This is a genomic window from Scytonema hankhaensis NUACC26 (assembly GCF_045865695.1).
Classification (GTDB): domain Bacteria; phylum Cyanobacteriota; class Cyanobacteriia; order Cyanobacteriales; family Nostocaceae; genus Scytonema.
This window is the reverse complement of the sequence record NZ_BAACAP010000221.1, coordinates 59203-83735: the sequence shown is the minus strand read 5'-3', so window position 1 is coordinate 83735 and position 24533 is coordinate 59203. Positions and strand designations below refer to the sequence as shown.

Here is a 24533-nt window from a genome sequence, read left to right as displayed (position 1 = left end):
ATGCCCAATCCCCATTGCCCCTTATCCCCAGAGGGGACCCCGAGTTCCCCAACCCCCATTCCCCTATTTCTTCATGGAACCACAACAATTATCTTCCCTGACTTTGAGCTTAGCTTCTCAAGACGTGCGCCGAGTTTTGGATAAGCAGAAGGAAGAACGGCAAATTTTGCTCACTCAAACGAATATTTTATTTGTGGTAAATAGCGCACTGTTAAGCGTTCTAACTATTGCCAGACTACTTTCTGTATTTAGCTTGTTTAGTATTATGGAGGTAGTGTTATTCTCAGTAAACTTTACCTTGTTAGTAAACGCTTTACTACCTCGCCAGTTTGTCATCTCACCAAATCCGGAAAACGAGCAATTTTTAGAAACATATCTGGTAATGCAACCAGAAGAATATCAGTTACAGATGTTAGTTAATCTAGTAGAGACATATAATGCTAACAAGCAGCCATTGAATGATATCTCTCTATCTTTGTTCTATGCTGCTGGTGTGACTTGGGGACTAGCCTTAGTTGCTTTGCTACACGTTGTAGCTGTTTACTTTATACCCAATCTACAACAAAAATTATGAGTTCATCTCAACAGTGTAATAATAAAGGGTCAAAAGTTAAAGGCTTGCGTTTGCCAAAACCCGATCCAGCAAATATTACAGTCTTAACCCCTAACTTACCAAATAAACCTATTCTTCCGTGGAGTCACTTTGACTCTCCATGGCTAGATAACGAGGTCGAGGAATCACCTGACCAGTGAACAGTGACCAGTAACCAGTGACCAGTGACCAGTGACCAATAACAAATAACAATGCCACATTATCAAAAACTACTTAGAGTATCTACTACAGGTAAATCTTTACTTAACATCACGTCCAAAATTGAAGCTATAGTCGCCGAATCAGGAGTTGAAACAGGTCTGTGTACTTTGTTTTTACGCCACACTTCAGCTAGTCTGTTAATTCAAGAAAATGCAGACCCAGATGTACTTAAAGATTTGGAAAACTTTATGGCAAAATTAGTGCCAGAATCTGGTCGGTACATTCATGATGCAGAAGGTCCCGATGATATGCCAGCTCATATTCGTACAGCCATAACCCGTACTTCAGAAAATATACCTGTAAATAACGGTCATTTAGTCTTGGGTACTTGGCAAGGAATTTACGTATGGGAACACAGACAAAGAAGTCACGTAAGGGAATTGGTTGTTCATATTTTTGGATAGGATGAAAATTACAGATTTAATCGCTTGGTTTGAAGAATGGGCAAATCCAGCTTGGCAAGAAAGTTGGGATAATTGTGGTTGGCAAGTTGAGCCTGGAGTGTTACAGGAAAGCGCACGAGTTTTAATCTGTTTAACACCGACTTTAGCGGTTATGCAAGAAGCACTAGCTTTACGCAATTCGGGTATCCCTGTGAATTTGATTTTTGCCCACCATCCCTTGATTTTTAATCCACCTAAGTCTCTACGCACTGGCGATGCTATCAGTGAAATGGTACGCTTAGCATTTATTCATAAAATCGGGATTTATAGCGCTCATACTAACTTTGACCAAGTTGAGGATGGGACGGCTGATGTTTTGGCTCAAATTTTAGACCTTCAACATGTCTCTCCCGTAGTCACTACTCAATCAAGTTTGGGATACGGACGTGTAGGAAATCTTAACCCATCCCTGACTTTAAAGAATTTGCTAATGACAATCCAATCTAAACTGACGCCACCTCATCTGTTAGTCTCACCAACAGATGATTTAGAGCAGATGATTTCAAGAGTAGCAGTTTTAGGTGGTTCGGGTGCTAGTTTTATTTCAGATGTTCTTAAAACAGGCGCTCAAGCTTACTTGACTTCAGATTGTAAGTTTCATCAATTCCAAGAAAGTCGCGATCGCAATCTCATTTTAATTGATGCCGGACATTACGCAACAGAACGCCCTGCTTGCGATCGCCTAGTTCAAAAGTTAAAATTCTTAAACTTGGATTGGGTGCAGTTGAGTCAAAAAGATGAAGATTTCCGCGTGTTTTTTTGATAGATGTTGTAGAGATATATGTTTTGTTTTTCGCAAACTTTAACTGAAATTTACTATCTCTTGAAAAAATCAGAGTAGTTTTTACGTTAGTATCTATAGAACTCTTAGATTTTTGTAAAAATCCCTTTTTTTCTTTGGGAAAATATCTAATTACTGTGGGGTGGGCATTGCCCACCATATAAAACTTGACGTAGTATTTTTTGATTGTGATTTTTGAAATAAAATAGGGTATAGTAAAAATGAGCAAAATCTAAATTTAGTGTGATTTTAATCACATAAAAAAAACAGGGCAAATCACAGGGATATACAGATCTGCATCAGACCGCAAGAAATTAAAAAAAGCCATAGTGGATGCAAGAACTCACCAACGTCTACATCCACACATGATCCGCACGCTCGTTGAATCTGCTTTCCAAACTGGATGCCTCAGTGTAGAATCTGAGGGTCTTCTTTATCAGGTGCTAATAGCAAAAAGTTATCAGTCGAAAGATTTGATAGCATTATCAGCCCTCTATGATGCAGTTCGCGTTGGTCGGATTAAACGAGAATCATCTTCACACAAAGCTATGCCGTTAGAGTTTCTCTTGTACAATGCGATCGGCTAATATTCCCTAGGAGATGAGTTGGTACTGAATTCTTGAGAATAGAAAAAATAATTAGAGTGGGTAGCAAGTAAAAAAAAGAAATATTCAACGTATTGTTTGGTGAAAAGACGTGAAGGTCACAAGAGAATAAGCTAAGATCGAGTATATAGGGGTAAAAGTAAAGCAAAGTCCCTAGAGTTACTAAGGATGCCAATGACTACAAGTAGGCAACTAAAGCAACCGCAATTACCTTTTGTTGTGGAGTATCTTTTATTACATAATGGTAAACAGGGCTCGCCGGAGTCTTTTAACTCGGTTAGGGTAAATACAGAACTGTGTGACTTCGCCAGAAGTCCACGTTTTTTGAATTACCACGACAGGGATGGAGTTTAGCTGGTATAGTAACAGCAAACTTTACGACCCATAAAGCCCACATAGCTAAAAAACTACAGATCGGTCTTTGGCTTGGGTCAAGACAGACACCATAATTGGGAACGTTGTACGAACCTAAAAGAGGTGTCACAAATTCGGGAAAACCCAAATGTTGACAGATTTAACTAGATTTAAAAAGGCAGAAGCAATAGATGCTACACCGCAAGATTTATCAGCTTTGTTGCGATGGGCGAGAGGTATGCGTGTTCTTGCGGGACCAGCAACGCTGGATTGAACGCGCTCGCATCATCGATATTGAGGGAGATTTAGTCACCCTTCGTTATGAAACAGAAGAAGAAGACGAGATTTGCTCTTGGGAAGAAATGGTTCGCCTTGAAAGTATTGGTGCTGTAACTCAAAAGTTAGCATCAGTTCCCCGTGGCAATGTCGAACCTCTTTTAACAGAAGATTGCCCAGAAGCAGAACGCATCCGCAATCGCTTTACTGATTCAAATCCAGAATAGTTGGTGGTTAGTGGTTAGTGGTCAACAACTAACAATTAACCACTAACCACTAACAATTAACCATCATTACTTCTTTCAAAGGCAGGGCAATAACCTTCAAGAGTTACCTTGAAGTTGTATAGCGGGGACGAGGGGTTCCAACATCTCTGTCCCCTTTGATGTCGGCATGTACCGCAGCAGTCAACATCAGACCACGTAGGACGCTCGCTATTTTGACTCAAAAGTTCTCTTTGTGTTAGCCCTCGTAATACAAGTTCTTCCCCTTGCCAACGGGCTTCGATTAAGCCCGTGTCAGCAAATTGTCGCCAACGGGGATCGGCGGCGATGGCATCAGGGAGAGTTATGGTGACAACAGATGCTAATTCGGTTAGTTCGCCTTCATAATTGGTTTCTGGAGGTGCTGGCTGTAAAAAAGTTTCGCCAATTGGTAAATCTACCAAAATTCCTGCATTTGGCGAATGGAGATGGTATCGATTTTGTAATTCTTCTAAACTGGTTAAATCGGCTAGGTATGCCGAGGAACCGTGGACAAAAATAACGTGCTGAGGTCGCAAATTGTGAATGAGTTGGGTAGTCCCTGGACCATCGCTGTGTTGGGCAAGCAGGTAAGTTTCTATATTGGTGAATTCGGAGAATCTATTATCTATTTTTATATTGGTTTTTTCTGGGAATAGAGTTAACCAAGGACCAGTTCCAGGAAGGCAGTACTCTTGTAGATCGGCATCAGCGTCAGTGAGGATAATACAAGGCGAGTGACTGACATGGGAACGCTGTTCTGACAGCAAGCGACGCACGCGAGGACGTATTCGTTCATCCCAAAATAGTGGTTGATGACGAGCAAAGTTTTGGACTGAAGCGGGAAAATAAGGTAGAAGTTCTAGATAAGCATCGCATCCAAGAGCGACAGTTCCATCAACCCAAATATCTAAATCCCGTCCTGTAAAATGGTGATGACTGCGTAAAAGCATGAGTAATTCTTGACCCAATCCTAAAGTAGACGTTGGTAGAATTACGGAATGACGGTCAGCGATCGCTCGGTTAATTCTTTCTGCTAACTGATTCTCTTGAGAGCGGCGGTGAGGATGGCGAGAAGTTCCATAACTTCCTTCAACAATCAGGACATCTAACTCTAAACCCCGCAATTCCTCCAAGCGCAAACCTTCCACAAGTCGAGAGTTAGATAGGAAAAAATCTCCTGTGTACAACAGTTTGTAAGAACGCTCTCCAGTCGTGTACGTTAGAAGAATTGCTACAGCCCCAGGGAGATGACCTGCAGGAAACAATTCTGCTACCAAACCATCTTTAAATTCTACAGGCGAGCGTAGGGCTAATGCCTGACAAAAAGATGGAACTTCTTCAGAATCCTGGTCTAACCAACTCAGGGGTAGTAACTTACTAGTGACTTCGCTAGCGTATATCGGTAACAGTGGAAATGTTTTATGAAGTGCTAACAACCCCCGAGTATGGTCTGGATGGGCGTGACTGACAAGAACTAAATCTGCTGGTAGAGGAGTGCTACCCCGACGGGCTGATTTTTTTAACGATTTTGCTAGGGGAGAGATATCCGTCAAGCCACAATCAAGCAGAATGCGGTGCGGTCCCATTCGCACTAACAAGCAAACGCCTTCTTTATCATGATGAACCCCATAAGATAAACACTCTAACTCACTGGCTGTACCCTTTGTGTCAACTCCAGAGGATAGTGATAGGCGATCGCTCATTTTTGCCTCCCCTCTAATTTCGTGTTTTTAGCCAATCGCCAAAAGCCAATTTTGTAGGGGAGGACACTCATGTACTCTGGAAAGCAGAGTTTAGGAAAGTGTTCGTCACCGGACAAATACTGTGGAAGGTCTACCCATCCACAGAGTGTCCGTTGCAAGTTCAGTTAGACATCCCCATCCTATTAAAATGGCTTTTACTTGCCTATAGAGTCTATACCAAACTTGCCCTATGTTCAAAAAAAGTCGGTAATGAAACTTAATCAAATTTTAAGCTTAGGACGATTGGCGAGCGTCCGAATGCGATGGTCGGATTAATGAGCAGAGCCGTTGCCATGATAGTTATCTGAGTCATAAAATCCATTCTTCGTGCCAAAAATCAAGCACGAAATTGTGAAAACAACTGTTAAAGCAACTAAAATCAGCTTGACATCCATGTGTTTGTTACCTTCTACTCTACAGACCTTCTGATTTTAATAGTAGCGATTCGCGCTCTTGGAGAAATCACCTAAAAGTCTTTACTATGTTAGGCAAAATTCAGCAATGAGTAAATTTACTCCAAATGTTAACATTGTATAAGCTTAAGGTATAACGTATTTAATTCTCTAATGCAGCAACCCAAGCGCCAACAAACGGCAGCGATTCTTAAAGCCGAATGGGACGACTTGATTGTCGAGTACGCTCGTTTGGAAGAGATTGGAGATTTCGACTTTACAATGCCCAAATATGCCCTGAGTGTAGCGTTTATTCCCCACGAACGTGTCACTTGGTCGGTGGATGGAGGTCAGCCACAAACAACTGCTATGCCCGCAGGAAGCGTGTTTTTATATTCAGACCGCGAGTTTGTATGGCATAGGCGCGAAAAAGAGAGCGAATACGTAAACCTGATGTTAGATCCGCTCTTGCTGAACCGATTAGCAGATGAAAGCGGACTCTCCACTCCTATAAGGTTGGAACACCGAGTCATTTTTCCAGATCCAACGATTCTACACGTAGCACAGTTATTAAAGTCGGAATTAGTCAATGGTGGTTTAGCAGGAAATTTATACGTCGAGTCATTGCGAAACGTGCTAGCAGTGCATCTACTAAGAAACTACGGTGGAGTATTGGATAACTCTACCCCGGAGGAAACGGGGGTTTTAGATGTACTCAAACTCAAGCAAATCAAAGATTATATTGAAGAGAATTTAGCCAGTGAATTGGCGATCGCAAACCTTGCAGCATTAGTGCCAATGAGCCAGTTTCATTTTGCCCGTGCCTTCAAAACGCTCCTAGGAGAGCCGCCACACCGCTACATTTTACAACGGCGAATCGAACGAGCAAAAGTGTTACTAAAAGTGACGCGGTTTTCGTCAGCAGAAATTGCCTACCAAGTAGGGTTTTCCAATCCGAGTCACTTTACCTCGCAATTTCGCAAGCTGACAGGGGTAACGCCGAAGCAATTTCGCGACACTATATAAGGGATTTTCAAATAAAAAAATCTCTCAAAATTTCTTGTGGTGCGGAGAGCAGCGCCGTGCGGTGAGTAAGCGTCCTGTAGGCGGGTTTCCTGCCGTAGGGAACTAGCGAACCCGAAGGGGGGTTTCCCCCCAACCCCAGAGGGGACCCCAAAGCCCCCCGTTGAGGAGCCACTGCGTTGCGGGGGTTTCCCCCCGTTGAAGCAAGTGGCGTGCGACTGCGGGGCTTCTAGCCCGCCACCAATACAGGACAGGCGAGGACGCCCGTCCCACAAGAGGAAGAATTGATTTTTTGAAAATTTCTTAACTGAGCATAATTTTGATATAACCACGCAAGAATCGGGCGTGAATGCTTTAGGCAGATTCTCTAAATTGGATTTAACAAGAAACAACGGAGAATCAACAATGAAAACGATACTCTCTGCCATTAAAGCTTCTGCCCTCTCACTGATTTTGTTAACTAGTGGCGCTTGTGTCCACGCACAAAATCTGTCAGAAAGCAAGAATTCAACACAGCCGCAAGTACAGCAAGTTTCTGATACTGCGATCGCTGTTAATTCTTACAAACCCGGTATCAATCGAGTTACGTTTCAAAGCGAAGGCGAAACGCTGGTTGGTAACTTGTACTTACCAGCCAACTACAAAGCGGGCGATAAGTTACCTGCAGCGATCGTCGCGGGTTCTTGGACAACAGTGAAAGAGCAAATGCCAGCCACCTATGCTCGGAAGCTTGCAGAACAAGGATTTGCAGCCTTAGCATTTGATTTTCGTACCTTTGGGGAAAGTGGCGGTAAGGTTCGCAGTTTTGAATCACCCACAGCCAAGATAGTGGATATCAAAAATGCTGTTAGCTTCTTACAAACTGTCGATGCAGTCGATCGCAACCGGATTGCGGGGTTAGGTGTTTGCGCCTCAGCCGGTTACATGGCGGTAGCCACAGCAGAAGATCCTCGTATCAAGTCATTTGTAGCTGTTGCGCCTTGGATTCATGATGCAGCAATTGTCAATACCATTTACGGTGGTGAAAAGGCTGTACGGGAAAAAATAAAAATCGCACAGGCGGCACGTACAAAACTTCAGCAAACAGGTAAAGTTGACTATGTACCCGCAGCGAGTGCAACAAATCGTGCTGCAGCTATGTATGGCAATATTGATTACTATCTGAATCCCAAACGTGGTGCAATTCCTCAATGGGCAAACCAATTTGCGGTGATGTCTTGGGCGGAGTGGTTGACCTTTAGTGCTATGCCACAAGCCAAGCAAATCAAAGTACCTACTTTATTTATCCATAGTGAGAAAGCGGCGATTCCTGATGGTGCGCGTCAGTTCTTTGCAGCAATCCCTGGAAATAACAAAAATATAGTTTGGTTTCCAGAAGCACAACAATTCGACTTTTATGACCAAGAAGCAACTATCGATCGAGCTGTTGCTCTTACGGTTAAGCAATTGAGAACATCTCTATAAAAGCTTTTAGCTCAATTATTTCCTTAAGTCTAAAACAAGGATTTTGTCAAGATGTTAATGCAAAAAACTTTAATTGGCGCAACTTTAATGCTGAGTTTATTGACAATCGGATCTCAAACCCAAGCTGGTATAACAAATATGGCAACTGTAAACACTGAGGCTGAATCTATTCGGCAGAAAAACGAGCAAACCATCCGTACATATTTCCAGTTGCTGTCTCAAAAACGCATGGATGAATGGCTAAAACTATGGGCGGATGATGGAGTACAAGATATGCCCTTCTCTCCTGCTGGATTTCCCAAACGAGTTGAAGGCAAAGCTGCAGTTGCCAAACATTACTCAGCACTCCCAACTAGTGTTGGGCGTATGGTGTTCCCTGACTTAATAATTTATCCTACGACTGACCCTAATACTTTCTTTGTAGAATTTCGTGGTGAAATTGAAGTACTGGCAACGAAAAAGCCCTACAACAACACCTATACCGGACTCTTCAAATTCCGCGATGGTAAGGTTGTACTGTTTCGGGAATATTACGACCCTATCGTTTTTGTGGAGGCTTGGGGCAATCCCAGTGGCTTTACTCAGCAGAAGTAATTAAATAGTGCAGAACAAAAAGACTCTCAGGATCGCTTTAAAGACTTTTCAAAAATACACATTAAGGAGTTACGAATATGTCTCTCAACACTTACTATACTCTAGGACGTTCTGGACTGCGCGTCAGCCGTCTCGCCCTCGGTGCAATGACCTTTGGGACTGAATGGGGTTGGGGAAGCGATGAAGCTACCGCAAGCCAAATGTTTAATACCTATGTTGATGCAGGTGGTAACTTTATTGATACGGCAGACTTATATACAAATGGTACTAGCGAAACTTGGTTGGGTAAATTTATTACAGAACGCAACTTACGCGATCGCGTTGTAGTGGCGACTAAGTTTAGTTACAATGCCGAACCAGGAAATCCGAATACTGGTGGTAACGGGCGCAAAAATATTATGCGGGCGGTAGAAGGTTCGCTGCAACGGTTGGGGACTGATTACATTGACCTCTATATTCTCCATACTTGGGATACAGTTACTCCAGTTGAAGAAGTGATGCGGACGCTAGACGATCTAGTGCGTTCTGGTAAAGTACGGCACATCGGACTAAGCAATACGCCAAGTTGGTATGCAGCACGAGCGCAAACTATTGCCGAGTGGCGCAATTACGAACCGCTTTCCACTCTCCAGCTTGAATACTCGCTCGTTGAGCGTAACATTGAACGGGAATTTATTCCCCTCGGTTTGGAACTGGGAATGGGTACGATGGTGTGGAGTCCGTTAGCGAGTGGTCTTCTCAGTGGAAAGTACAAGCCTAGCGAAGGTGGAGCGACAGGAGAAGGACGATTGGAGACGGTTCGCGGTATCTCAAATCCGGCGTTTCAGAAGTTTAGCGATCGCAACTGGAAAATTGTGGCAGAACTGGAAACAGTGGCAAAAAAACTTGGGCGCAGTATGGCTCAAGTTGCTGTCAACTGGACAGCAAACCGTCCAGGGGTTGCATCGGTGATTATTGGAGCCACGAAGCAATCACAACTAGAGGACAATCTGAAAGCACTTTCTTTTGAGATTCCCGCAGAACTAGCTAATCGTTTAGAAGCTATCAGTCGTCCCGAACCACAGTTTCCCTACAGTTTCTTTGGTTCAGAAATTCAAGGCATGATTCACGGCGGTGCAACAGTTGGATACAAGCCTGCTGGATACCAACCCGATGTGTTGATTCAGTCAGCAGGTGGGGGCGTGTCTTAGTTACTGTATAGAACTTAACTCTAATTCTATTGCTTAATACGACCATGAATTCTCAACGCCGTAATGTGCTTCTGACTCTAGGTGCGAGCTTGATGGGATTTTTATCGACCCGTGCTTTCGCTATTGCTCGCACTAAATCCTCCACCCAAGCCAAGACTCAAATCACTATGAATACTGAAACACTGCAAAAATTAATAGACCGTGCGGAAATTATCGATGCTGTAAACATCATTGGTATGGGTGCAGATTTACGAGACTGGAAAGCGTGTCGCGCAGCCTTTGCTGACAAGGTTCTAACTGACTACACCTCCCTTAACGGTGGCACTCCCAATACTGTAGCAACAGATACCTTAGTTGCTGGCTGGGCGGACGTTTTCAGCAAAACTTTCAAAGCCACTCAGCACATGATAACCAATCATGCAGTGATAATTAATGGCGATCGCGCAACCTGCACTTCCCACTTTCGGGCGCATCACGTCTATCTTGAGGGGAAATCTGGTAAAACGTGGACGCTCGGTGGCTTCTACAATCATGGGCTAACCCACATCAACGGACATTGGAAAGTTACACAAATGAAAATGACTTGGACTTACGAAGAAGGGATTCGCCCCAGTTAAATTTTATGATACAGTCCGATATTATCATCCTCAAATCCTCTTGGGATGGGCTTGCTATCAAGTACGCATATCCTGTTAAACCACCTGTTTGCTCGAGCAATACTTTAATAGTCAGTCTTGCGATTCTCCAAATGGGAGTTACTACTTCAATACCAACGGAATGCTTTGCTAACTTAGAACAATTTGAATCTAATTGGTTGAGAGATGTCCAGCAAAAACCACTTTTAGATTATCTACAAATTGCACTTAGTCTCTTGAGATTTGAGCAAATCATTGACCAAAAAATACTTTGTCTTCATAGAAAGCTCATCTTAAAGATACAGATTACTGACCCCTCAATTCTTCATCTAACACATCTACTACGAGCCGAAATGGAAACTCCAAGATTTCTCAGTCAACAGTTCGTTTCTTCAATTATTACTACTCTCTTAATCCATAGTTGGCAGCAATTGTAAACTGTAGTTATGGTGTGTCAGGGCGCTCGCACCTCCTGTGAAGAAGCATCTTAGTTTTCCATTATGTCCGATCTACCAATCCCCAATTCTTGAAGCTTGATTTTAACATCTTGCCACTTCAAGCCGCAGTAATAATATTTTTTATCTAAAAAATTTGCTAGGTAATAACCTTGTAAAAAGAATTAATTTTCCTACGTATCTATTCTCAAAGGTGGCGCAGAACAATCCACCATCAACAAGCTTTACAAATTTTGCAGCAGTTAAGTCAGTTAGAAACGGTTTCAGTATTTTTTGTGTTCTAAATAATGAAATTAAGTTAGCTAAAACTTTTTTTAGCAGGGTTGCTCTACCTTTATTTGCTTTTTTCCGTTGATATTTACAAGAGAGATTGTATAATCATTACTAAAAACAATAACTTAACTCTTCCCATGACAACACCATCCACTGTTGAGGTCACAATATCCCTGTCAGATCCAGACTTAGATGAGCAAGAGTTACAAGACAAAGTGCAAAATTTGCTACCACAGATTCGAGAGGTGGATGGAGTTGAAGAAGCGAGCCTAGTAGAAGCACAAGAAGCACCAGAGTATGCTAAGGGTGATGGTTTCATTGTTGGGACAATAAGACCAGCGATCGCACCAGGAACTAAGGCTTTGTTTGATTTCCTCAAAGAACGCTTGAGTGGTAAACCGATAGAACTGACAGTGAAAGCACCAGATGGCAGAGAACTGACGATTAAAGCAGAAAATGAAGAAAAGTTTAACTTTGCATTTCAAAAAGCACAGGAATTTCTCAATTCTCCTCGGTAGATTATATAGGAGTCAAATTTTTTAAGCTATGGGTCTTCTAGGATGAGGAAAATAGCACTGCTAGTTGGAGTGAGTGAATATGAGCCGGGATTGAATCCTTTACCTGCGGCGGTTAAGGATGTTGAAGCAATGCAAAGAGTGCTGACAAACCCAGAGATAGGTGGGTTTACGGAAATTGCAATGCTCAAAAATTCTCAACGCCAAGAAATGGAGGAAGCTATCTACAAACTATTTTCTCGCGGTCAAAAAGATGACTTATTGCTGTTTTATTTCTCCGGTCATGGGATTACAGATGAAAGCGGAAGATTGTATTTATCAACTCGTGTGACACGTAAAGAGAATGGAATAACTGGTTCCACCATCAGCAGTAGCAGCAAGTTTTGTACACGACAGCATAAATGGAAGTAGATCTCAAAGACAGGTTATTATCTTAGACTGTTGCTTTAGTGGTGCGATCGCTAAAGGATTGACTGTAAAAGATGATGGCACAGTTGATCTCAGAACACAACTCGGTGGTAAGGGACGAGCTATCCTCACATCCTCAAGTTCTACCCAACGTTCTTTTGAGCAGGAAGGTTCCGAACTTTCGATTTACACCCGTTACTTAGTAGAAGGGATTGAAAAGGGTGCAGCTGACAAAGACGGAGATGGTTGGATTTCTGTAGATGAACTCCACGAATATGTTAGCAGCAAGGTGCAAGAAGCAGCTCCAGCCATGACTCCTAATTTCTTTCCTGTTGAGGAAGGCTATAGAATTTTACTAGCAAAGTCCGCCAAAGACGATCCCAAGCTCAAGTATCGTAAGGAAGTGGAAAGTCGAGCACAACAAGAACAGGGTAAGTTTTCTGTCTTTGCTCGTCGAATGTTGGACTCAAAGCGGGAGGAGTGGGAATTATCTTTAGAAGAGGGAACAGCTATTGAAGAAGAAGTCCTTCAACCTTACCGAGAGTACGAACGCAAATGTAATGAATACGAGCAAGCGTTAATTGAAGCAATTAAACAAGAATACCCGTTTAGACCAAGAGTACAACAAGATTTAAAAGAATATCAGCAATATTTGGGGTTGCGCGATGGAGATATTGCTTCCATAGAACAACGAGTGCTTAGCCCTAAAAAAGCAGAATACGATCGCGATCGACAACAAGCAAAGAAGTTGTTGCAGCAAGAACAACAAATAAACTCACAAGAGCAATACCAAGAACAAGTCACTTCAACAGTTTCTCAGCCAAAGTCCCCCGCGCTCCAAACTCAGCCGTTTGAGTTCGAGTTTGCCACTATTACAGTTAAATCGGGATTTTTGGGGATAGGGAAGAAAACCTGCGAAATTAACCGCACTTCTCGCCGAGCAGAGTTTTTCACAGAGGACTTGGGGAATGGTGTGTTGCTAGAGATGGTAGCAATTCCTCGGGGTCAGTTTTTGATGGGTTCGCCTGAAAGCGAACTAGAACGTTATGACACTGAAAGCCCGCAGCATACCGTGACCATTCAACCTTTTTTTATGGGGAAATATCCCATCACCCAAGCTCAATGGCAAGCTGTCGCCAATCTTCCTAAAGTAGAAGTAGATTTAAAGCCCGATCCCTCTCATTTCAAAGGAGCAAAAAGACCTGTTGAGCAGGTTTCTTGGGATGATGCAATTGAGTTCTGCGCTCGGTTATCTCAAAAGACTGGAAAGAATTATCGTTTGCCTAGCGAAGCAGAATGGGAATATGCTTGTCGAGCAGGAACGACCACTCCTTTTCATTTTGGCGAGACCATTACAACAGATTTGGCTAATTATCGAGGAACAGACTGGACGTATGAAGGGACAGTGTATCCAGGCAATTACGGTCAGGGTTCTAAGGGAGAATATCGAGAGCAAACAACAGATGTCGGAAAATCTTTGCCAAATGCCTTTGGTTTATACGATATGCATGGTAATATATGGGAGTGGTGTCAAGATGCGTGGCATGATAATTATGAGAGCGCACCCACAGATGGCACTGCTTGGATGAAAGATAATGATAATCATTTAAGGCTATTATGTGGCGGTTTATGGTACGGCGACCCGAAGATTTGCCGTTCGGCGCATTGCAACTGGAACTTGCGTGTCGACAGGAACCTCCACGTTGGTTTTCGTGTAGCTGTCCCGGTTCAGAGGGCTTTATAATTCTTTACACTTTACTCTATAACCCTTTACTCTATTTCCGGTTATCGCGCTAAGCGCGATCGAATTGTTTTGGCTTTTTTTGGATGGTTAGATAATGCCATTTAAATCATATCCAAAACTGCTAATTTAATCAAGAGGTTTACGCCAAATTGATTTTTTTATTCGGCGATCGCACCATACTATTCTCAACAAGCTCAAAAAATCAGATTGGCGAGCGAAAAAGTACGGAATATGGTAATTTTAAGTATGGGGTAGGGATTCCACTGATGCGTGGCGGTTCGTGGTACAACGCTCCGAGGAATTGCCGTTCGGCGTATTGCAACAGGAACTCGCGTGACGACAGGAACCACAACGTTGGTTTTCGTGTGGCTGTCCCGGTTCAGAGTACTCCTCTACATCGGAACTGATAGGTGTGAATTTATCAGGTGTATTTGAACGAGTCCAAACCTGCTCCAGGAAGTTGAGAACAGCTTCCAAATATAAAACTGAGCCGGATATCTTGGTAGGCTGCAAAGTCGAAGAGTTGTTCGGCTTACAATATTTTTCAGTGAGCGATCGCACGTTTGCTGTGTAACCCAAATCAACAAGCCAAACGTCTCCCCGTGAAGGAATACTTATATTTTGCACCTGTAAGGGTAACCCGCAGATCGGCGAATAAAGAAGTAAAAGAGCAAGCTCACGAAAAATAAAAAGTAAAGATGAAGCTGAACCCACCATGACGAGTAGTTTTCATATAGTGAAGACAATCTAGTCTGGCATAGGGTGTAGTGGTTTATTAGAGTATCTCTTAATTGGAAGCTTAACAACTTTATGTCCATGAGCAATTTGCTTCTTTCTGAGATCGTCGAATATTGCCCTCAGGTCATAGTTGAAAGATTTTGCGTATTCTTCCCTGTACTGATGAATTTCTCCAATAATTTCGTCCTTGTACATAGTTAGTCTCCTCGAGGCTCAATTTCTATGAACTCATAAGGCGTACAAACAAATGGTAACTCATATCCAAGTTCGGAGCTAATTTGAGATAACTTTCTTTGAATTTTAGCATTTGCCATGTGTTTGCAGTTCCATGTTAAGAGATAGTCCAAATCGTAAACCGTTGCCAGCGCCATATGCAAAGCATCATTTGATGCTTTAGGTGGTAGGTTGCTTTGCCGCAAAAACTCCTGTGCCAGTTCCACAGCTTCTTCCGTTAGATCCAGAAATGTTAAGGATTGTAACAAGTTCAGCCTTTGAGCAGCAATTTTTGAATCTCCCATTGCGGCTTCATCCTCTACTATTTCCGAAGCATAAAGAACCAATGAACTACGATACTCATCCCACCAGTCCTGAGTAACTTTGATGTTGGCAGCAAGAATTAAATTGTCCGTTGGTCTAGCGGTAAGGTAACCAAGAATACTAGTCTCAATGTAAACGGTTTTACTCATGTAGGTAGATTATCATTTTCTTCAAATTCAGTTTTTTTGACATATTGTTCAATAGAAAAACTATACTGGTCAATCAGTATATATTCTTGCAACTCGGGAATTGAACGGTAGTATTTAAATTTCTCTGTTCGATCGAAGGCTAATCAACAAGCCAAACTTCTCCCCGTGAAGGACTACTCATACGCTGATTCCTGCTTATCTAGCTCTAAAAAAAGTTCTTCAGCATTCCAGGATAAGTCTTCATCCGACAAAGGCGGAAAATCTAAATGAGTCACTCGTTTCAAAATCTCCGAAACAATCTCTAGCCTTTCTAGTTCACTTAAGCTATCAAAAGTACTTAACAACTCTTGTACTGAAGCAGTCATAACTCTTTTCTTCAACTACTTTTTGGTCTTAACATATATCAGTTATTATATATAGAACTTATGTAAGCTCAACGGGGAGCCGGATAGCTTAATAGGCTGTAGCTGTAAAGTCATACAGTTGCTCGGCTTATAATGTTTTTAAAGGAGCGATAAGCCCTTAGTTTAATTGAGTACAGACGTATCGCGTTTTCAGCAAGAATTTAGACAAGTAATTGCTCGTTTTTGCTTAAGTTTCACTTTTACTCTTTTTAGCCTGGAACTGCTGAAGAATTGCAGCCTGAATTTTAGCATCAAATTCAGGGTCGTCGTAAGTGGCAATGATTTTGTGCGATCGCTTACCAAGTCTATCTAAATAGATGTCCAGAGCTACTCGAGCTTCACGATGACTCATAAAATATTGTCGTAACTCTGTATCAGACATAGCTTCATAGTTAACATCACTCATCAAAACACATCCCCATTTAAGTAAAATTATCCTGCAAAAAGAATGCGTCACCAGATTTTGTAGGGGCGCAAAGCCTTGCGCCCTTACGTAACGTCTCCGGGGAAAGTCATAGCGATCGCATCCTCTATTCCCTCACTCTTCCTCATTTGCTTCAAAGTTAACTCGTGCGTAAATATCTTTAAAGGTTATTTGGAAATCTACAGATTTTAAGACTAAAACTGCATCTTCTCCTTCATATTCTTTAAAAGTCCATTCTCCTTCTGTTTTTTTCACATATTGTTCAATAGAAAAACTATACTGGTCAATTAGTATATATTCTTGTAAAGTGGAGATTGAGCGATAGTATTTAAATTTATCTGTTTTATCAAAGGCTTGAGTAGATTTTGATAAGACTTCAACAATTAACATGGGATTAGTAATAGCTGTTTTGTTATTTCCTTCATACACAGGTTCTCCTTGAACAACCATGACATCAGGATAAGTATAGAGATGGTAACGATGTATCCATAATTTTACATCTACCATGTATACTTCGTACTCTTGCTCTTGTAGTGTCAAGGGAAATTTTCTACAAAAATTTAGCGCAATTTTATTATGATTGCTTGTTCCTCCTGGTATTGGGATAATTTCTCCATCTATATATTCACTTCTAAATTCTGCTTGCTCTTCTAATTCCAAATATTCCTATGGCGTGTAATAGCGTTTTTCTGTCTGTAAAACCATAATTTACCTCAATCAGCTATTATGTACTATTCATATAGTACTGTATTAGGAACTCGATCTTTTTTAACCGCAGATGAACGCAGATGGACGCGGATAAAGGAGAGGGGAATTGTGGTGAGGGAGTCTCTAATTTTGTTGGAAAATGACGGAAAGATTGTTTGCTGGCATTTGGTAGGTTTTTACCAAAGTTAGATTTTGTGTCCTGGCTGCATTTACAATATCATTGAGGTCGCGCACGCCCCATTCTGGATTTTGCGATTGCAATGACTCGTCAAATGCTTCATTGCTTGGGGCTGTGTGTTTTCCATCGACTTTAAAGGGATCGTACATATATAAAATGCCTCCAGGTGGTAGAATACGACCAGCACCAGCCATGAGTCCCAAGCAAGCAGACCATGGTGCAATGTGTATCATGTTAATATTGACTATGGCTGTGATTGGCGATCGCTCTAAGTCATCTATATGAGACCACTTTGGTGATGCGTCTTTTTCTACTGACCAAACGGGCGCACAAACATCAATGTCAATGGGTGGATACAAATTTTCGCACAGAAGGTTTGCCGACCATGCAGCAATGCTAGTGCGTAATTGCGGATTGGGTTCAGAAGGTAGCCATTTACGGGGCTTCAGGTGTGGAGCAAAAAAGACAGCGTGTTCTCCAGTACCGCTTGCTACTTCCAAAATAGTACCGTTGGGTGGCAGTACGTTCAAAAGGACTTCCAAAATTGGTTCGCGGTTACGCTGGGTTGCGGGTGCGTATTTTCTAGCATCGTCATTTGTCATTTGTGATTCGTCCTGGTTTATTCGTTTTCTATCAATGACTTAAGGAATCTTATGGGATAGGCGTCCTCGCTAGTGCTATATAAGTGGCGGGCTGTGAGCACCGCACCACAAGAAATTTTGAGAGATTTTTTATTTGGAAGTCCGTTAGTTTTTGATTGACAGTGTAAAAAAGAATAATCATAATATAGAGATACTGCTTAAATCCTGCCATAACTTTGTTAGAAAAAAGCTCGGCTGCCATAGGTTTTCAAGCATAGCATCGGATTCCTATAGTTATCCCAAACAATTGGCTAGTATTAAGTCTTGTGCATCGGGTATTGAAAACCGAGGCAGAAGTAAAACGAGTTTGTCAGTATATAATTTTTACTTTAATGACGTAGAGTGAGTAAAGTGTAAAATTTCAAAGACTCAAAATCTGGAAAATACTTGGCTTATAGTCCGCGTTCGCGTAGCGTGCGCGAAGTGCATAGACGGACGAGCGTCTGTGTAGTAGCGAATTCCATTCGCCCATGATTTTTGAAACATCCTCTAAGGGACTCAGTATGTAAGCGCAACAAAATTACTATAAGTACGCCTGAATCCCTTACCAATAACAAATGACAAACGACAAATGACAAATGGATATGATTAAACTTGGTTCGTTGGTTCAATCCCGTAACAATGATTTGGGGATAGGAAAAGTTACTGAAATATTGTCTGATGTCGAAGCAACTGTTGAGTATTTCTGCTCAGTAGGACAACGGATCGAAAAAACTTTACTCCTAAGTTCGTTGTATGAAGTTAGACTGCAGCCTCAGACTCGATGTTATATAGTGTCGTCAACCCAGGAGACTTGGACAATCGGTAGAATCTCCGCTTGGGATGAAGAAATCGAACACTATCAAATTGACTTACCCGATAAAAAAACTATCTTTGCGGCTGAACAGGAAATTTATGTTCGTTGCAATCGCTTGAGGGTAAATCCTATCGATATCTTGGCTATGAAGGGTCATGAAACACCCTATTTCCACGATAAAAGATTGGCTTTTTACAAATGCTTGATTCAGCAACGGGCTGTGAGTCGCGGGATGACTGGACTGTTGAGCGCGAATATTGAGCTTTATCCCCATCAAGTGGAAGTGGTTCGGCGGGTATTGGAAGATCCGGTTCAACGTTACCTGTTAGCGGATGAGGTGGGTTTAGGAAAAACTATTGAGGCTGGTGCTATTCTTCGTCAATACCTGTTGGATGAGTCTGGAGATGCTGTAGTTATAGTCCCTCAGTATTTGGTGGAACAATGGCGTACTGAGTTGGAGAAGTTTTACATTTCTCATTTTCCCAACAGAGTGAGGGTGCTTGCTGTTGAGGATGTGAGCCAGGTTAGTCCAAATGCTAAATTGGGTTTCCTCATTTTAGATGAAGCTCACAACATTGCTGCTTTGGCAAAGTCTTCGGACTCTTTCCAACGCAAGAGTTTTGAACGTTTTAAACTCCTCGCTCATAAAAGCGATCGCTTGCTGTTACTCTCGGCGACTCCTGTTGTCGATCGCGAACAAGATTTTCTCGCAATGCTTCACTTGTTAGATCCGACAGCGTATCAACTTGACGAATTGGCAAATTTCCGCGATAAAGTGGCAAAACGCCAAGATATTGGTAGAGTGCTGCTGTCTTTTAAAGAAGGCGCGAATCCCTTTGTCCTCAAAACTAACCTCAAACAACTCCGGAATCTATTTGCGGAAGATAAGTATTTACTGAATCTGGTAGAGGAATTACAAAATTCTTTACAAGCAGAGGATGCTGACCGAGATAAGATAGTTCGAGCGATTCGCACCCACATCAGCGATACTTACAGGCTTCACCGCCGCATGCTACGCAACCGCCGCGATCGCGTAGAAGATGTCATTTTCGATCGCAATATTACACCTAAAGTAGAGTATGACTTAGATGAGCGATCGCTTTCAATCCACGAACTGATTGATGAATGGCGTACTGTCGCTCCTCATGAAGAGCAGTATATCCGAATTTTTCTGCTGTTCTTCCTAGCTTCTGGAACTTGGTTGGGTATTTTAGAACAGGTACTTGTTGCGCGTTTAAGCAGCAAAGCTCATCCTAAACTCATTCAGGAGTTTGGTGAAGAAAACGTTCGCATTTTGACTTCAACTCCTAAATTTTCAGGAGAAGAAGCGCTTCTAGAGTCATTACTCAAAGTGATTCGTGAACCTGTAGAGGATGGAGAACGCACGGAAAATTTGAAAACCGTGCTTTTGAATCAGCTAGCTGCACACTTTAAAATTCCAACCTCAGTTCGTAGAAATAAAGAGGAATTACTAAAAAGGATACAGCAGAGAATTCAGCGACCAATTTCTGATGATGTTTTGCCAAAATTTGTTGTCTTTACCAGTTTTGTGCAAAGTTGTGCTGAAATTGTGCGGTCTTTGTCAGAAATTTTTGGAGCGGGGATAGTCGCCAGCCATCAATTTGGGGAATCAAGAGCAAAGATTGAGGAAAATATCAATAGGTTCAAGAATAACCCAAACTGCTTTATTTTGGTATGCGATCGCTCTGGAGAAGAAGGACGCAATCTCCAATTTGCTGACTGGTTAATTCATTTCGATCTCCCTTGGTCGCCCAATCAATTAGAGCAAAGAATTGGTAGAATCGACCGGATTGGTAGCAAAATAGGCGTTCAATCCTGTGTGTTGTTAGGTCCCTATTTAGAAGATAGCCCGCATAATGCTTGGTATCAAATACTGAAAGATGGATTTGGAATTTTCCAGCAATCGATTGCTAGCTTACAGTTTTATGTAGATGAAAAATTGAAAGAGTTGGAAACAGTTTTGTTGAAAGCAAGTGCTGTTGGATTGTTGGAAAAAACCGAACAAATTCAAGAACAAATACAAGCAGAAATCGTCAAAATTAACGAACAGAATGCTTTAGATGAAATTGATGCTAGCGATGAAGTTGCATATCAGTATTTTCAAGAACTAGATAATTATGATGCCAAACACCCAGAAATAAAACGAGCCATTGAATCTTGGATGTGTGATGCGTTGGGATTTAAGCCAATTAATGACGCAAATTTATCAGAAGTGCGGCGCTATCAACCGACAACTCGCACGTTAGTTCCTGTAGATGATTTGAAAACTCGCTTTGCTAAGGGTTATCTAGACCAATTTGGTACTTATAACCGTAGGGTAGCCAACCAAAATCCCGGAATTAAACTTTTTCGTTTGGGAGAGGGATTGGTAAACTCTCTCTTAAGTTATGTAGACTGGGATGACCGAGGTCAAGCCTTTGCTATGTGGCGTGCGGATGCATCTTGGGATGCATCTGAAGGGATGGAATGGTTCGGATTTCGATGCAATTATGTGGTGGAAGCCAATTTAAAACCTGCAAAACAAGTTTTAAAAGAGAATGACTTAGGAACTTCTAAAAATAAAATCTTGCAGCGACGGGTTGATGCTTTATTTCCGCCAATTATCGAAACTATATTTATTGATGGTCGCTACGTTCCAATAAGTATGGTTGAAGATGAAAAGCTTTTAAATATACTGCGACGCCCGTATAACAATAAAAGCAGTCATCCATACCGAGATTACAATCTGGCAAAGGAAGACGTAGCTATTATTGACGATTTTGTGAATGCGAGTCAATGGCAAAAGTTTTGCTATCAAGCACATAAGACTTCTTTGAAATTACTCTCCCGTCGTCCTGATTTTATAGACTTGTGCAAACGGTACGCTTTGGTAGCACAGAAGAAGTTAGGGAATCGAGAAGAACAGTTGCGCTTGCGTTTGAACCGACAGAGTAGCGATCGCGTTCTGGCTCAAGAGTTGGAAATCGAAAAAGCTCTAAATGCAGCCATTTTAGAGGGAATTCGCCAACCCCTTTTGAGACTGGATTCTGTCGGTTTCATCATTGTATCCGGGCGAGCGCCCATGACCAGTGACCAGTGACCAGTGACTGATTCCTTCCCAGAACTTAGAGAAATTCTAGAAACAGTTCATATCCCCACAGATACGAGCTGTTTTTTAGAACCCTGTCACCGACTTTTTACCTACGGGTGCGGGAAAAAGTCTTTGCGCTCAACTTCCCGCACTCTTAGAATCTCAAACTGCTCGCTTTGTACACTCAGCAACATCACCAGCACTCAGTGAGCGAACGGTCAGCAACTGGCTTCGGGGGGGGAGTCCTGAGGGCGGGCGGTAGCTGGTTACGACCTGAAATTATAAATAACTATACAGAGTAGAGTTTCTCCACCCAAAATGAAATAATCACACAATCGATATTGAGCGATCGCCAAGAAGAGAGAGGAGAGAATTTTACAAATGATTTAGGATGGCTATAGCTACTTCATTTTAACTGGATTCATCCAAACTTCCAAAAAAGAGAAAAATTGGGATGAAGCCACAGTCAGAACAAGATAAACTAGAGCAACTGCAGTGTAAATCTCAAAAGAACGATAAGTCTCAGCGACAATTAACTGACCGCGACGAAATAATTCCTCAAAACCTATCACTGCTACAAGGCTGGTATCCTTAAGCAAGGAGATAAATTCATTACTCAAAGGTGGAATCATGCGACGGAATGCTTGGGGAAAGATGATGTAACGCATTGTTTGCACTCCACTCATACCCAAAGAATTTGCAGCTTCTGACTGTCCTGGTTCAATGGATTGAATTCCAGCACGGACAATTTCGGCTATGTACGCTGCGGAGTTGAGACTCAGAGCAATGACAGCAGCTACCAAACGGTCAAAACGCAGAGGTACGCCAAAACTTTGAGCCAGTGCTGGTAAACCAAAGTAAATCATAAAAATCTGTACTAGCAATGGGGTACCGCGAAAGAAATCAATATATGCACGAGAGACCCAAGAGAGAGGTAAAATCGGTGAAAGTCGAATTATTCCCAGTAAAGAGCCAGCGATCGTGCCAAAAAAAACAGAAAGTGCGGTAATCTCAAGTGTTACTAAAGCACCAAAAAGTAGATCTGGTAGCGCTTTGATGATAATATCTAAACTTTGAATCATTGTTAGTGGTTAGTGGTTAGTGGGCATTGGGCATTGGTCAAGTCGCTGTTTGGAGTACTCGTCATTGGTAATTTTTGACTGGAATTACGAATTACGAATTATTCTGTCACTGGTAACTGTGGGGGTTTTACACCAAACCATTTTTGGTAAATTTGAGCGTAAGTGCCGTTGGAAATTAGCTTTGCTAAAGCAGTGTTAATATTATTGAGATGGGGTGAGTTTTTAGGCAGGGCAATGCCATAATATTCTTCAGTGAGAAGTTGTCCAACTACTTTTATACCTTTGATATTGCCACTCTTTATAGCTTCTAATGTAACGGGAGCATCATTGAGTACAGCATCCACATTACCATTTGCCAATTCCTGTAAAGCGAGAGGAGCAGAATCAAATTCTCGTACCCGCTCGCCAGAAATGCTTTTAGCTTTTTTTGCTCCGGTTGTACCAATTTGAACGGCAATTGTTTTATTTTTTAGATTATCTAAACTGGTAATTGTTGTGTTATCTTGACGAACTGCTATGGCTAAACCAGCTTTAAAGTAAGGTCGGGAAAAAGCTACGACTTGAGCGCGTTCTGATGTAATAGTCATAGCACTGATAGCCGCATCGATAGTATTTGCTTGAAGTGCTGGTATCATACCATCAAAGGGTAAACTTTGAAATTCAACCTTTAATCCAGCCGCTTGTCCTACTGCTTTCATCAAATCGATATCAAAACCCACAAGTTCGTTTCCTACGCCTTTGGATTCAAATGGTGGAAAAGCAGGTTCTGTAGCAACCTTAATAGTTTTGCTTGCTGGGGGAGTACCATCTGAGGATGTACTGCTAGTGCTGCTATTGGAAGGATTGCAAGCAGACAAAATCAAAGCCGTACCCAACCCACCTAGGAAATGTTTGATAAAATGCGATCGCGTAACTTTTGGCTCGAACATGGTTTTTTCAGTTAGCTATTTGCAAATACAAATGATTTTGCTAAAACTACAAAAAATTACAACTTGGTAGCGGTTGATGAAAATTTTGGCAAAGTTTAAGGTGTTTGCCATAATATAGGAGAATTATCGTACAACAAATGTGGGATATGGAAAACTCCAAACCTGCAATTCTTTTTGAAAATATAGAAAAGAGCTATGGTTCTATAAAAGTACTCAAGGGAATCACGGGTATTGTTATTAAAGGGGAAGTGGTTGCGGTTATTGGTGCGTCAGGATGTGGGAAAAGTACACTACTACGCTGCTTTAACCGCTTAGAATCTATTGACAGCGGACATTTGGTAGTAAACGATATTGACTTATCACCACCGACTTTTAACAACAGACAGCTGCGACATCTACGGGTACAAGTTGGCATGGTTTTTCAACAGTTTAACTTGTTTCCGCATTTAAGTGTATTAGAAAACCTCACTTTAGCACCACGCAAGGTATTGGGTAAATCTGCGAAAGAAAGCAACCAACTTGCTGGATTCTATTTGGAAAAAGTTGGGCTTTTTGACAAAGCATCTGCATATCCAGAACAACTTTCTGGTGGACAAAAGCAAAGGGTTGCGATCGCTCGCAGTTTGTGCATGAACCCACAGTTGATATTATTTGATGAACCTACCAGCTCCCTAGATCCAGAACTTGTGGGTGAAGTTTTGCAAGTCATGCAACAATTAGCAGCAGAAGGTATGACGATGGTAGTTGTGACTCATGAGATGCAATTTGCTCGGGAAGTAGCACATCGAGTTCTATTTTTAGACCAAGGCGTTGTGGTGGAACAAGGTTGTGCAAAAGAGGTTTTATCAAATCCCGAAAGCGATCGCTTGCGTAGTTTCCTCAGCCGCTTTCACTAATGAGAAG

Annotated in this window: 27 protein-coding genes and 2 pseudogenes; 19 read left to right on the top strand and 10 right to left on the bottom strand. The window is 41.9% G+C overall.

The genetic code is table 11. From position 1 onward, the window contains the following. Window positions 1–73 precede the first annotated feature (73 nt). The 6 genes from ACKTT2_RS30970 to ACKTT2_RS30945 all read left to right on the top strand — a co-directional run bounded on the left by ACKTT2_RS30970 (window position 74) and on the right by ACKTT2_RS30945 (window position 3500). Window positions 74–574: a hypothetical protein gene (locus ACKTT2_RS30970; protein WP_407893946.1), complete on the top strand. Its 501-nt coding sequence runs from the start codon at window positions 74–76 to the stop codon at window positions 572–574. Continuing rightward, window positions 571–753, top strand: a complete 183-nt coding sequence (locus tag ACKTT2_RS30965; protein WP_407893944.1) for a hypothetical protein — start codon at window positions 571–573, stop codon at window positions 751–753. The genes ACKTT2_RS30970 and ACKTT2_RS30965 overlap by 4 nt, the downstream gene beginning before the upstream one ends. A 51-nt stretch (window positions 754–804) precedes the next feature. Further along, window positions 805–1218, top strand: a complete 414-nt coding sequence (locus ACKTT2_RS30960; RefSeq protein ID WP_407893942.1) for a secondary thiamine-phosphate synthase enzyme YjbQ — start codon at window positions 805–807, stop codon at window positions 1216–1218. Between the two features lies 1 nt (window position 1219). Next, window positions 1220–2020 (top strand): Nif3-like dinuclear metal center hexameric protein, encoded by an 801-nt coding sequence (locus tag ACKTT2_RS30955; RefSeq protein ID WP_407893940.1) that lies wholly within the window; start codon window positions 1220–1222, stop codon window positions 2018–2020. Window positions 2021–2403: 383 nt separating this feature from the next. Further along, entirely contained in the window at window positions 2404–2625 is a 222-nt protein-coding gene (locus tag ACKTT2_RS30950) for a hypothetical protein (RefSeq protein ID WP_407893958.1), read from the top strand. A gap of 563 nt (window positions 2626–3188) precedes the next feature. Beyond that, window positions 3189–3500: a DUF6679 family protein gene (locus ACKTT2_RS30945; protein WP_155746217.1), complete on the top strand. Its 312-nt coding sequence runs from the start codon at window positions 3189–3191 to the stop codon at window positions 3498–3500. Between the two features lie 56 nt (window positions 3501–3556). Here the strand turns inward: ACKTT2_RS30945 and ACKTT2_RS30940 are convergent, their stop codons facing one another. Both ACKTT2_RS30940 and ACKTT2_RS52405 read right to left on the bottom strand, forming a co-directional pair. Then, window positions 3557–5221: an MBL fold metallo-hydrolase gene (locus ACKTT2_RS30940; RefSeq protein WP_407893937.1), complete on the bottom strand. Its 1665-nt coding sequence runs from the start codon at window positions 5219–5221 to the stop codon at window positions 3557–3559. 311 nt (window positions 5222–5532) lie between these two features. After that, on the bottom strand, window positions 5533–5655 hold the full coding sequence (locus ACKTT2_RS52405; protein WP_279239738.1) for a DUF8629 family protein: 123 nt from the start codon (window positions 5653–5655) through the stop codon (window positions 5533–5535). 171 nt (window positions 5656–5826) lie between these two features. Here ACKTT2_RS52405 and ACKTT2_RS30935 point away from each other — a divergent pair, with 171 nt between their 5' ends. From ACKTT2_RS30935 to ACKTT2_RS52400, 10 genes are all read left to right on the top strand, one after another. Further along, the gene (locus tag ACKTT2_RS30935) at window positions 5827–6678 is read left to right on the top strand and encodes a helix-turn-helix domain-containing protein (RefSeq protein WP_407893935.1); all 852 of its coding nucleotides are present in this window, start codon (window positions 5827–5829) and stop codon (window positions 6676–6678) included. Between the two features lie 402 nt (window positions 6679–7080). Continuing rightward, on the top strand, window positions 7081–8139 hold the full coding sequence (locus ACKTT2_RS30930) for an alpha/beta hydrolase (protein ID WP_407893933.1): 1059 nt from the start codon (window positions 7081–7083) through the stop codon (window positions 8137–8139). Between the two features lie 51 nt (window positions 8140–8190). Beyond that, complete coding sequence (locus tag ACKTT2_RS30925) at window positions 8191–8733, top strand: nuclear transport factor 2 family protein (protein WP_407893931.1); 543 nt, start codon at window positions 8191–8193, stop codon at window positions 8731–8733. A gap of 77 nt (window positions 8734–8810) precedes the next feature. Beyond that, window positions 8811–9923 (top strand): aldo/keto reductase, encoded by a 1113-nt coding sequence (locus ACKTT2_RS30920; RefSeq protein WP_407893929.1) that lies wholly within the window; start codon window positions 8811–8813, stop codon window positions 9921–9923. A gap of 44 nt (window positions 9924–9967) precedes the next feature. Next, window positions 9968–10540 (top strand): nuclear transport factor 2 family protein, encoded by a 573-nt coding sequence (locus tag ACKTT2_RS30915; protein ID WP_407893927.1) that lies wholly within the window; start codon window positions 9968–9970, stop codon window positions 10538–10540. Window positions 10541–10545: 5 nt separating this feature from the next. Beyond that, entirely contained in the window at window positions 10546–10995 is a 450-nt protein-coding gene (locus ACKTT2_RS30910; RefSeq protein ID WP_407893925.1) for a hypothetical protein, read from the top strand. A gap of 428 nt (window positions 10996–11423) precedes the next feature. Continuing rightward, window positions 11424–11804 carry a sugar ABC transporter permease gene (locus ACKTT2_RS30905; protein ID WP_407893923.1) on the top strand — a complete coding sequence of 127 codons (381 nt, stop codon included), beginning with the start codon at window positions 11424–11426 and terminating at the stop codon, window positions 11802–11804. A 42-nt stretch (window positions 11805–11846) separates the two neighbouring features. Further along, window positions 11847–12212, top strand: a complete 366-nt coding sequence (locus tag ACKTT2_RS30900) for a caspase family protein (RefSeq protein WP_407893921.1) — start codon at window positions 11847–11849, stop codon at window positions 12210–12212. A gap of 58 nt (window positions 12213–12270) precedes the next feature. Continuing rightward, window positions 12271–13953 (top strand): SUMF1/EgtB/PvdO family nonheme iron enzyme, encoded by a 1683-nt coding sequence (locus tag ACKTT2_RS30895; protein WP_407893919.1) that lies wholly within the window; start codon window positions 12271–12273, stop codon window positions 13951–13953. A gap of 266 nt (window positions 13954–14219) precedes the next feature. After that, window positions 14220–14360, top strand: coding sequence for an SUMF1/EgtB/PvdO family nonheme iron enzyme (locus ACKTT2_RS52400; RefSeq protein WP_500691406.1), 141 nt, complete (start codon window positions 14220–14222; stop codon window positions 14358–14360). Window positions 14361–14700: 340 nt separating this feature from the next. On the opposite strand, the gene ACKTT2_RS30885 is transcribed toward ACKTT2_RS52400, so the two are convergent. The 7 genes and pseudogenes from ACKTT2_RS30885 to ACKTT2_RS30855 all read right to left on the bottom strand — a co-directional run bounded on the left by ACKTT2_RS30885 (window position 14701) and on the right by ACKTT2_RS30855 (window position 17693). Beyond that, on the bottom strand, window positions 14701–14886 hold the full coding sequence (locus tag ACKTT2_RS30885) for a hypothetical protein (protein ID WP_407893915.1): 186 nt from the start codon (window positions 14884–14886) through the stop codon (window positions 14701–14703). 2 nt (window positions 14887–14888) lie between these two features. Further along, complete coding sequence (locus ACKTT2_RS30880; protein ID WP_407893913.1) at window positions 14889–15377, bottom strand: type II toxin-antitoxin system VapC family toxin; 489 nt, start codon at window positions 15375–15377, stop codon at window positions 14889–14891. Window positions 15378–15403: 26 nt separating this feature from the next. After that, window positions 15404–15514: pseudogene (locus ACKTT2_RS30875) on the bottom strand (Uma2 family endonuclease); the annotation flags it as partial. 36 nt (window positions 15515–15550) lie between these two features. After that, entirely contained in the window at window positions 15551–15742 is a 192-nt protein-coding gene (locus ACKTT2_RS30870) for a hypothetical protein (RefSeq protein WP_407893911.1), read from the bottom strand. A gap of 226 nt (window positions 15743–15968) precedes the next feature. Beyond that, complete coding sequence (locus ACKTT2_RS30865; protein ID WP_407893909.1) at window positions 15969–16187, bottom strand: DUF6887 family protein; 219 nt, start codon at window positions 16185–16187, stop codon at window positions 15969–15971. Between the two features lie 132 nt (window positions 16188–16319). Beyond that, window positions 16320–16865: a Uma2 family endonuclease gene (locus ACKTT2_RS30860; protein WP_407893907.1), complete on the bottom strand. Its 546-nt coding sequence runs from the start codon at window positions 16863–16865 to the stop codon at window positions 16320–16322. A gap of 171 nt (window positions 16866–17036) precedes the next feature. Beyond that, entirely contained in the window at window positions 17037–17693 is a 657-nt protein-coding gene (locus ACKTT2_RS30855; protein ID WP_407893905.1) for a DUF938 domain-containing protein, read from the bottom strand. Between the two features lie 623 nt (window positions 17694–18316). On the opposite strand from ACKTT2_RS30855, the gene dpdE reads away from it, so the two are divergent. Both dpdE and ACKTT2_RS30845 read left to right on the top strand, forming a co-directional pair. Beyond that, complete coding sequence (gene dpdE / locus ACKTT2_RS30850; protein WP_407893956.1) at window positions 18317–21628, top strand: protein DpdE; 3312 nt, start codon at window positions 18317–18319, stop codon at window positions 21626–21628. A gap of 3 nt (window positions 21629–21631) precedes the next feature. Continuing rightward, window positions 21632–21829, top strand: coding sequence for a hypothetical protein (locus ACKTT2_RS30845; protein WP_407893903.1), 198 nt, complete (start codon window positions 21632–21634; stop codon window positions 21827–21829). A gap of 191 nt (window positions 21830–22020) precedes the next feature. On the opposite strand, the pseudogene ACKTT2_RS30840 reads toward ACKTT2_RS30845, so the two are convergent. Beyond that, window positions 22021–23630: pseudogene (locus tag ACKTT2_RS30840) on the bottom strand (ABC transporter permease subunit). Between the two features lie 146 nt (window positions 23631–23776). On the opposite strand from ACKTT2_RS30840, the gene ACKTT2_RS30835 reads away from it, so the two are divergent. Continuing rightward, window positions 23777–24526, top strand: coding sequence for an amino acid ABC transporter ATP-binding protein (locus ACKTT2_RS30835; protein ID WP_407893901.1), 750 nt, complete (start codon window positions 23777–23779; stop codon window positions 24524–24526). Window positions 24527–24533: the final 7 nt, after the last annotated feature.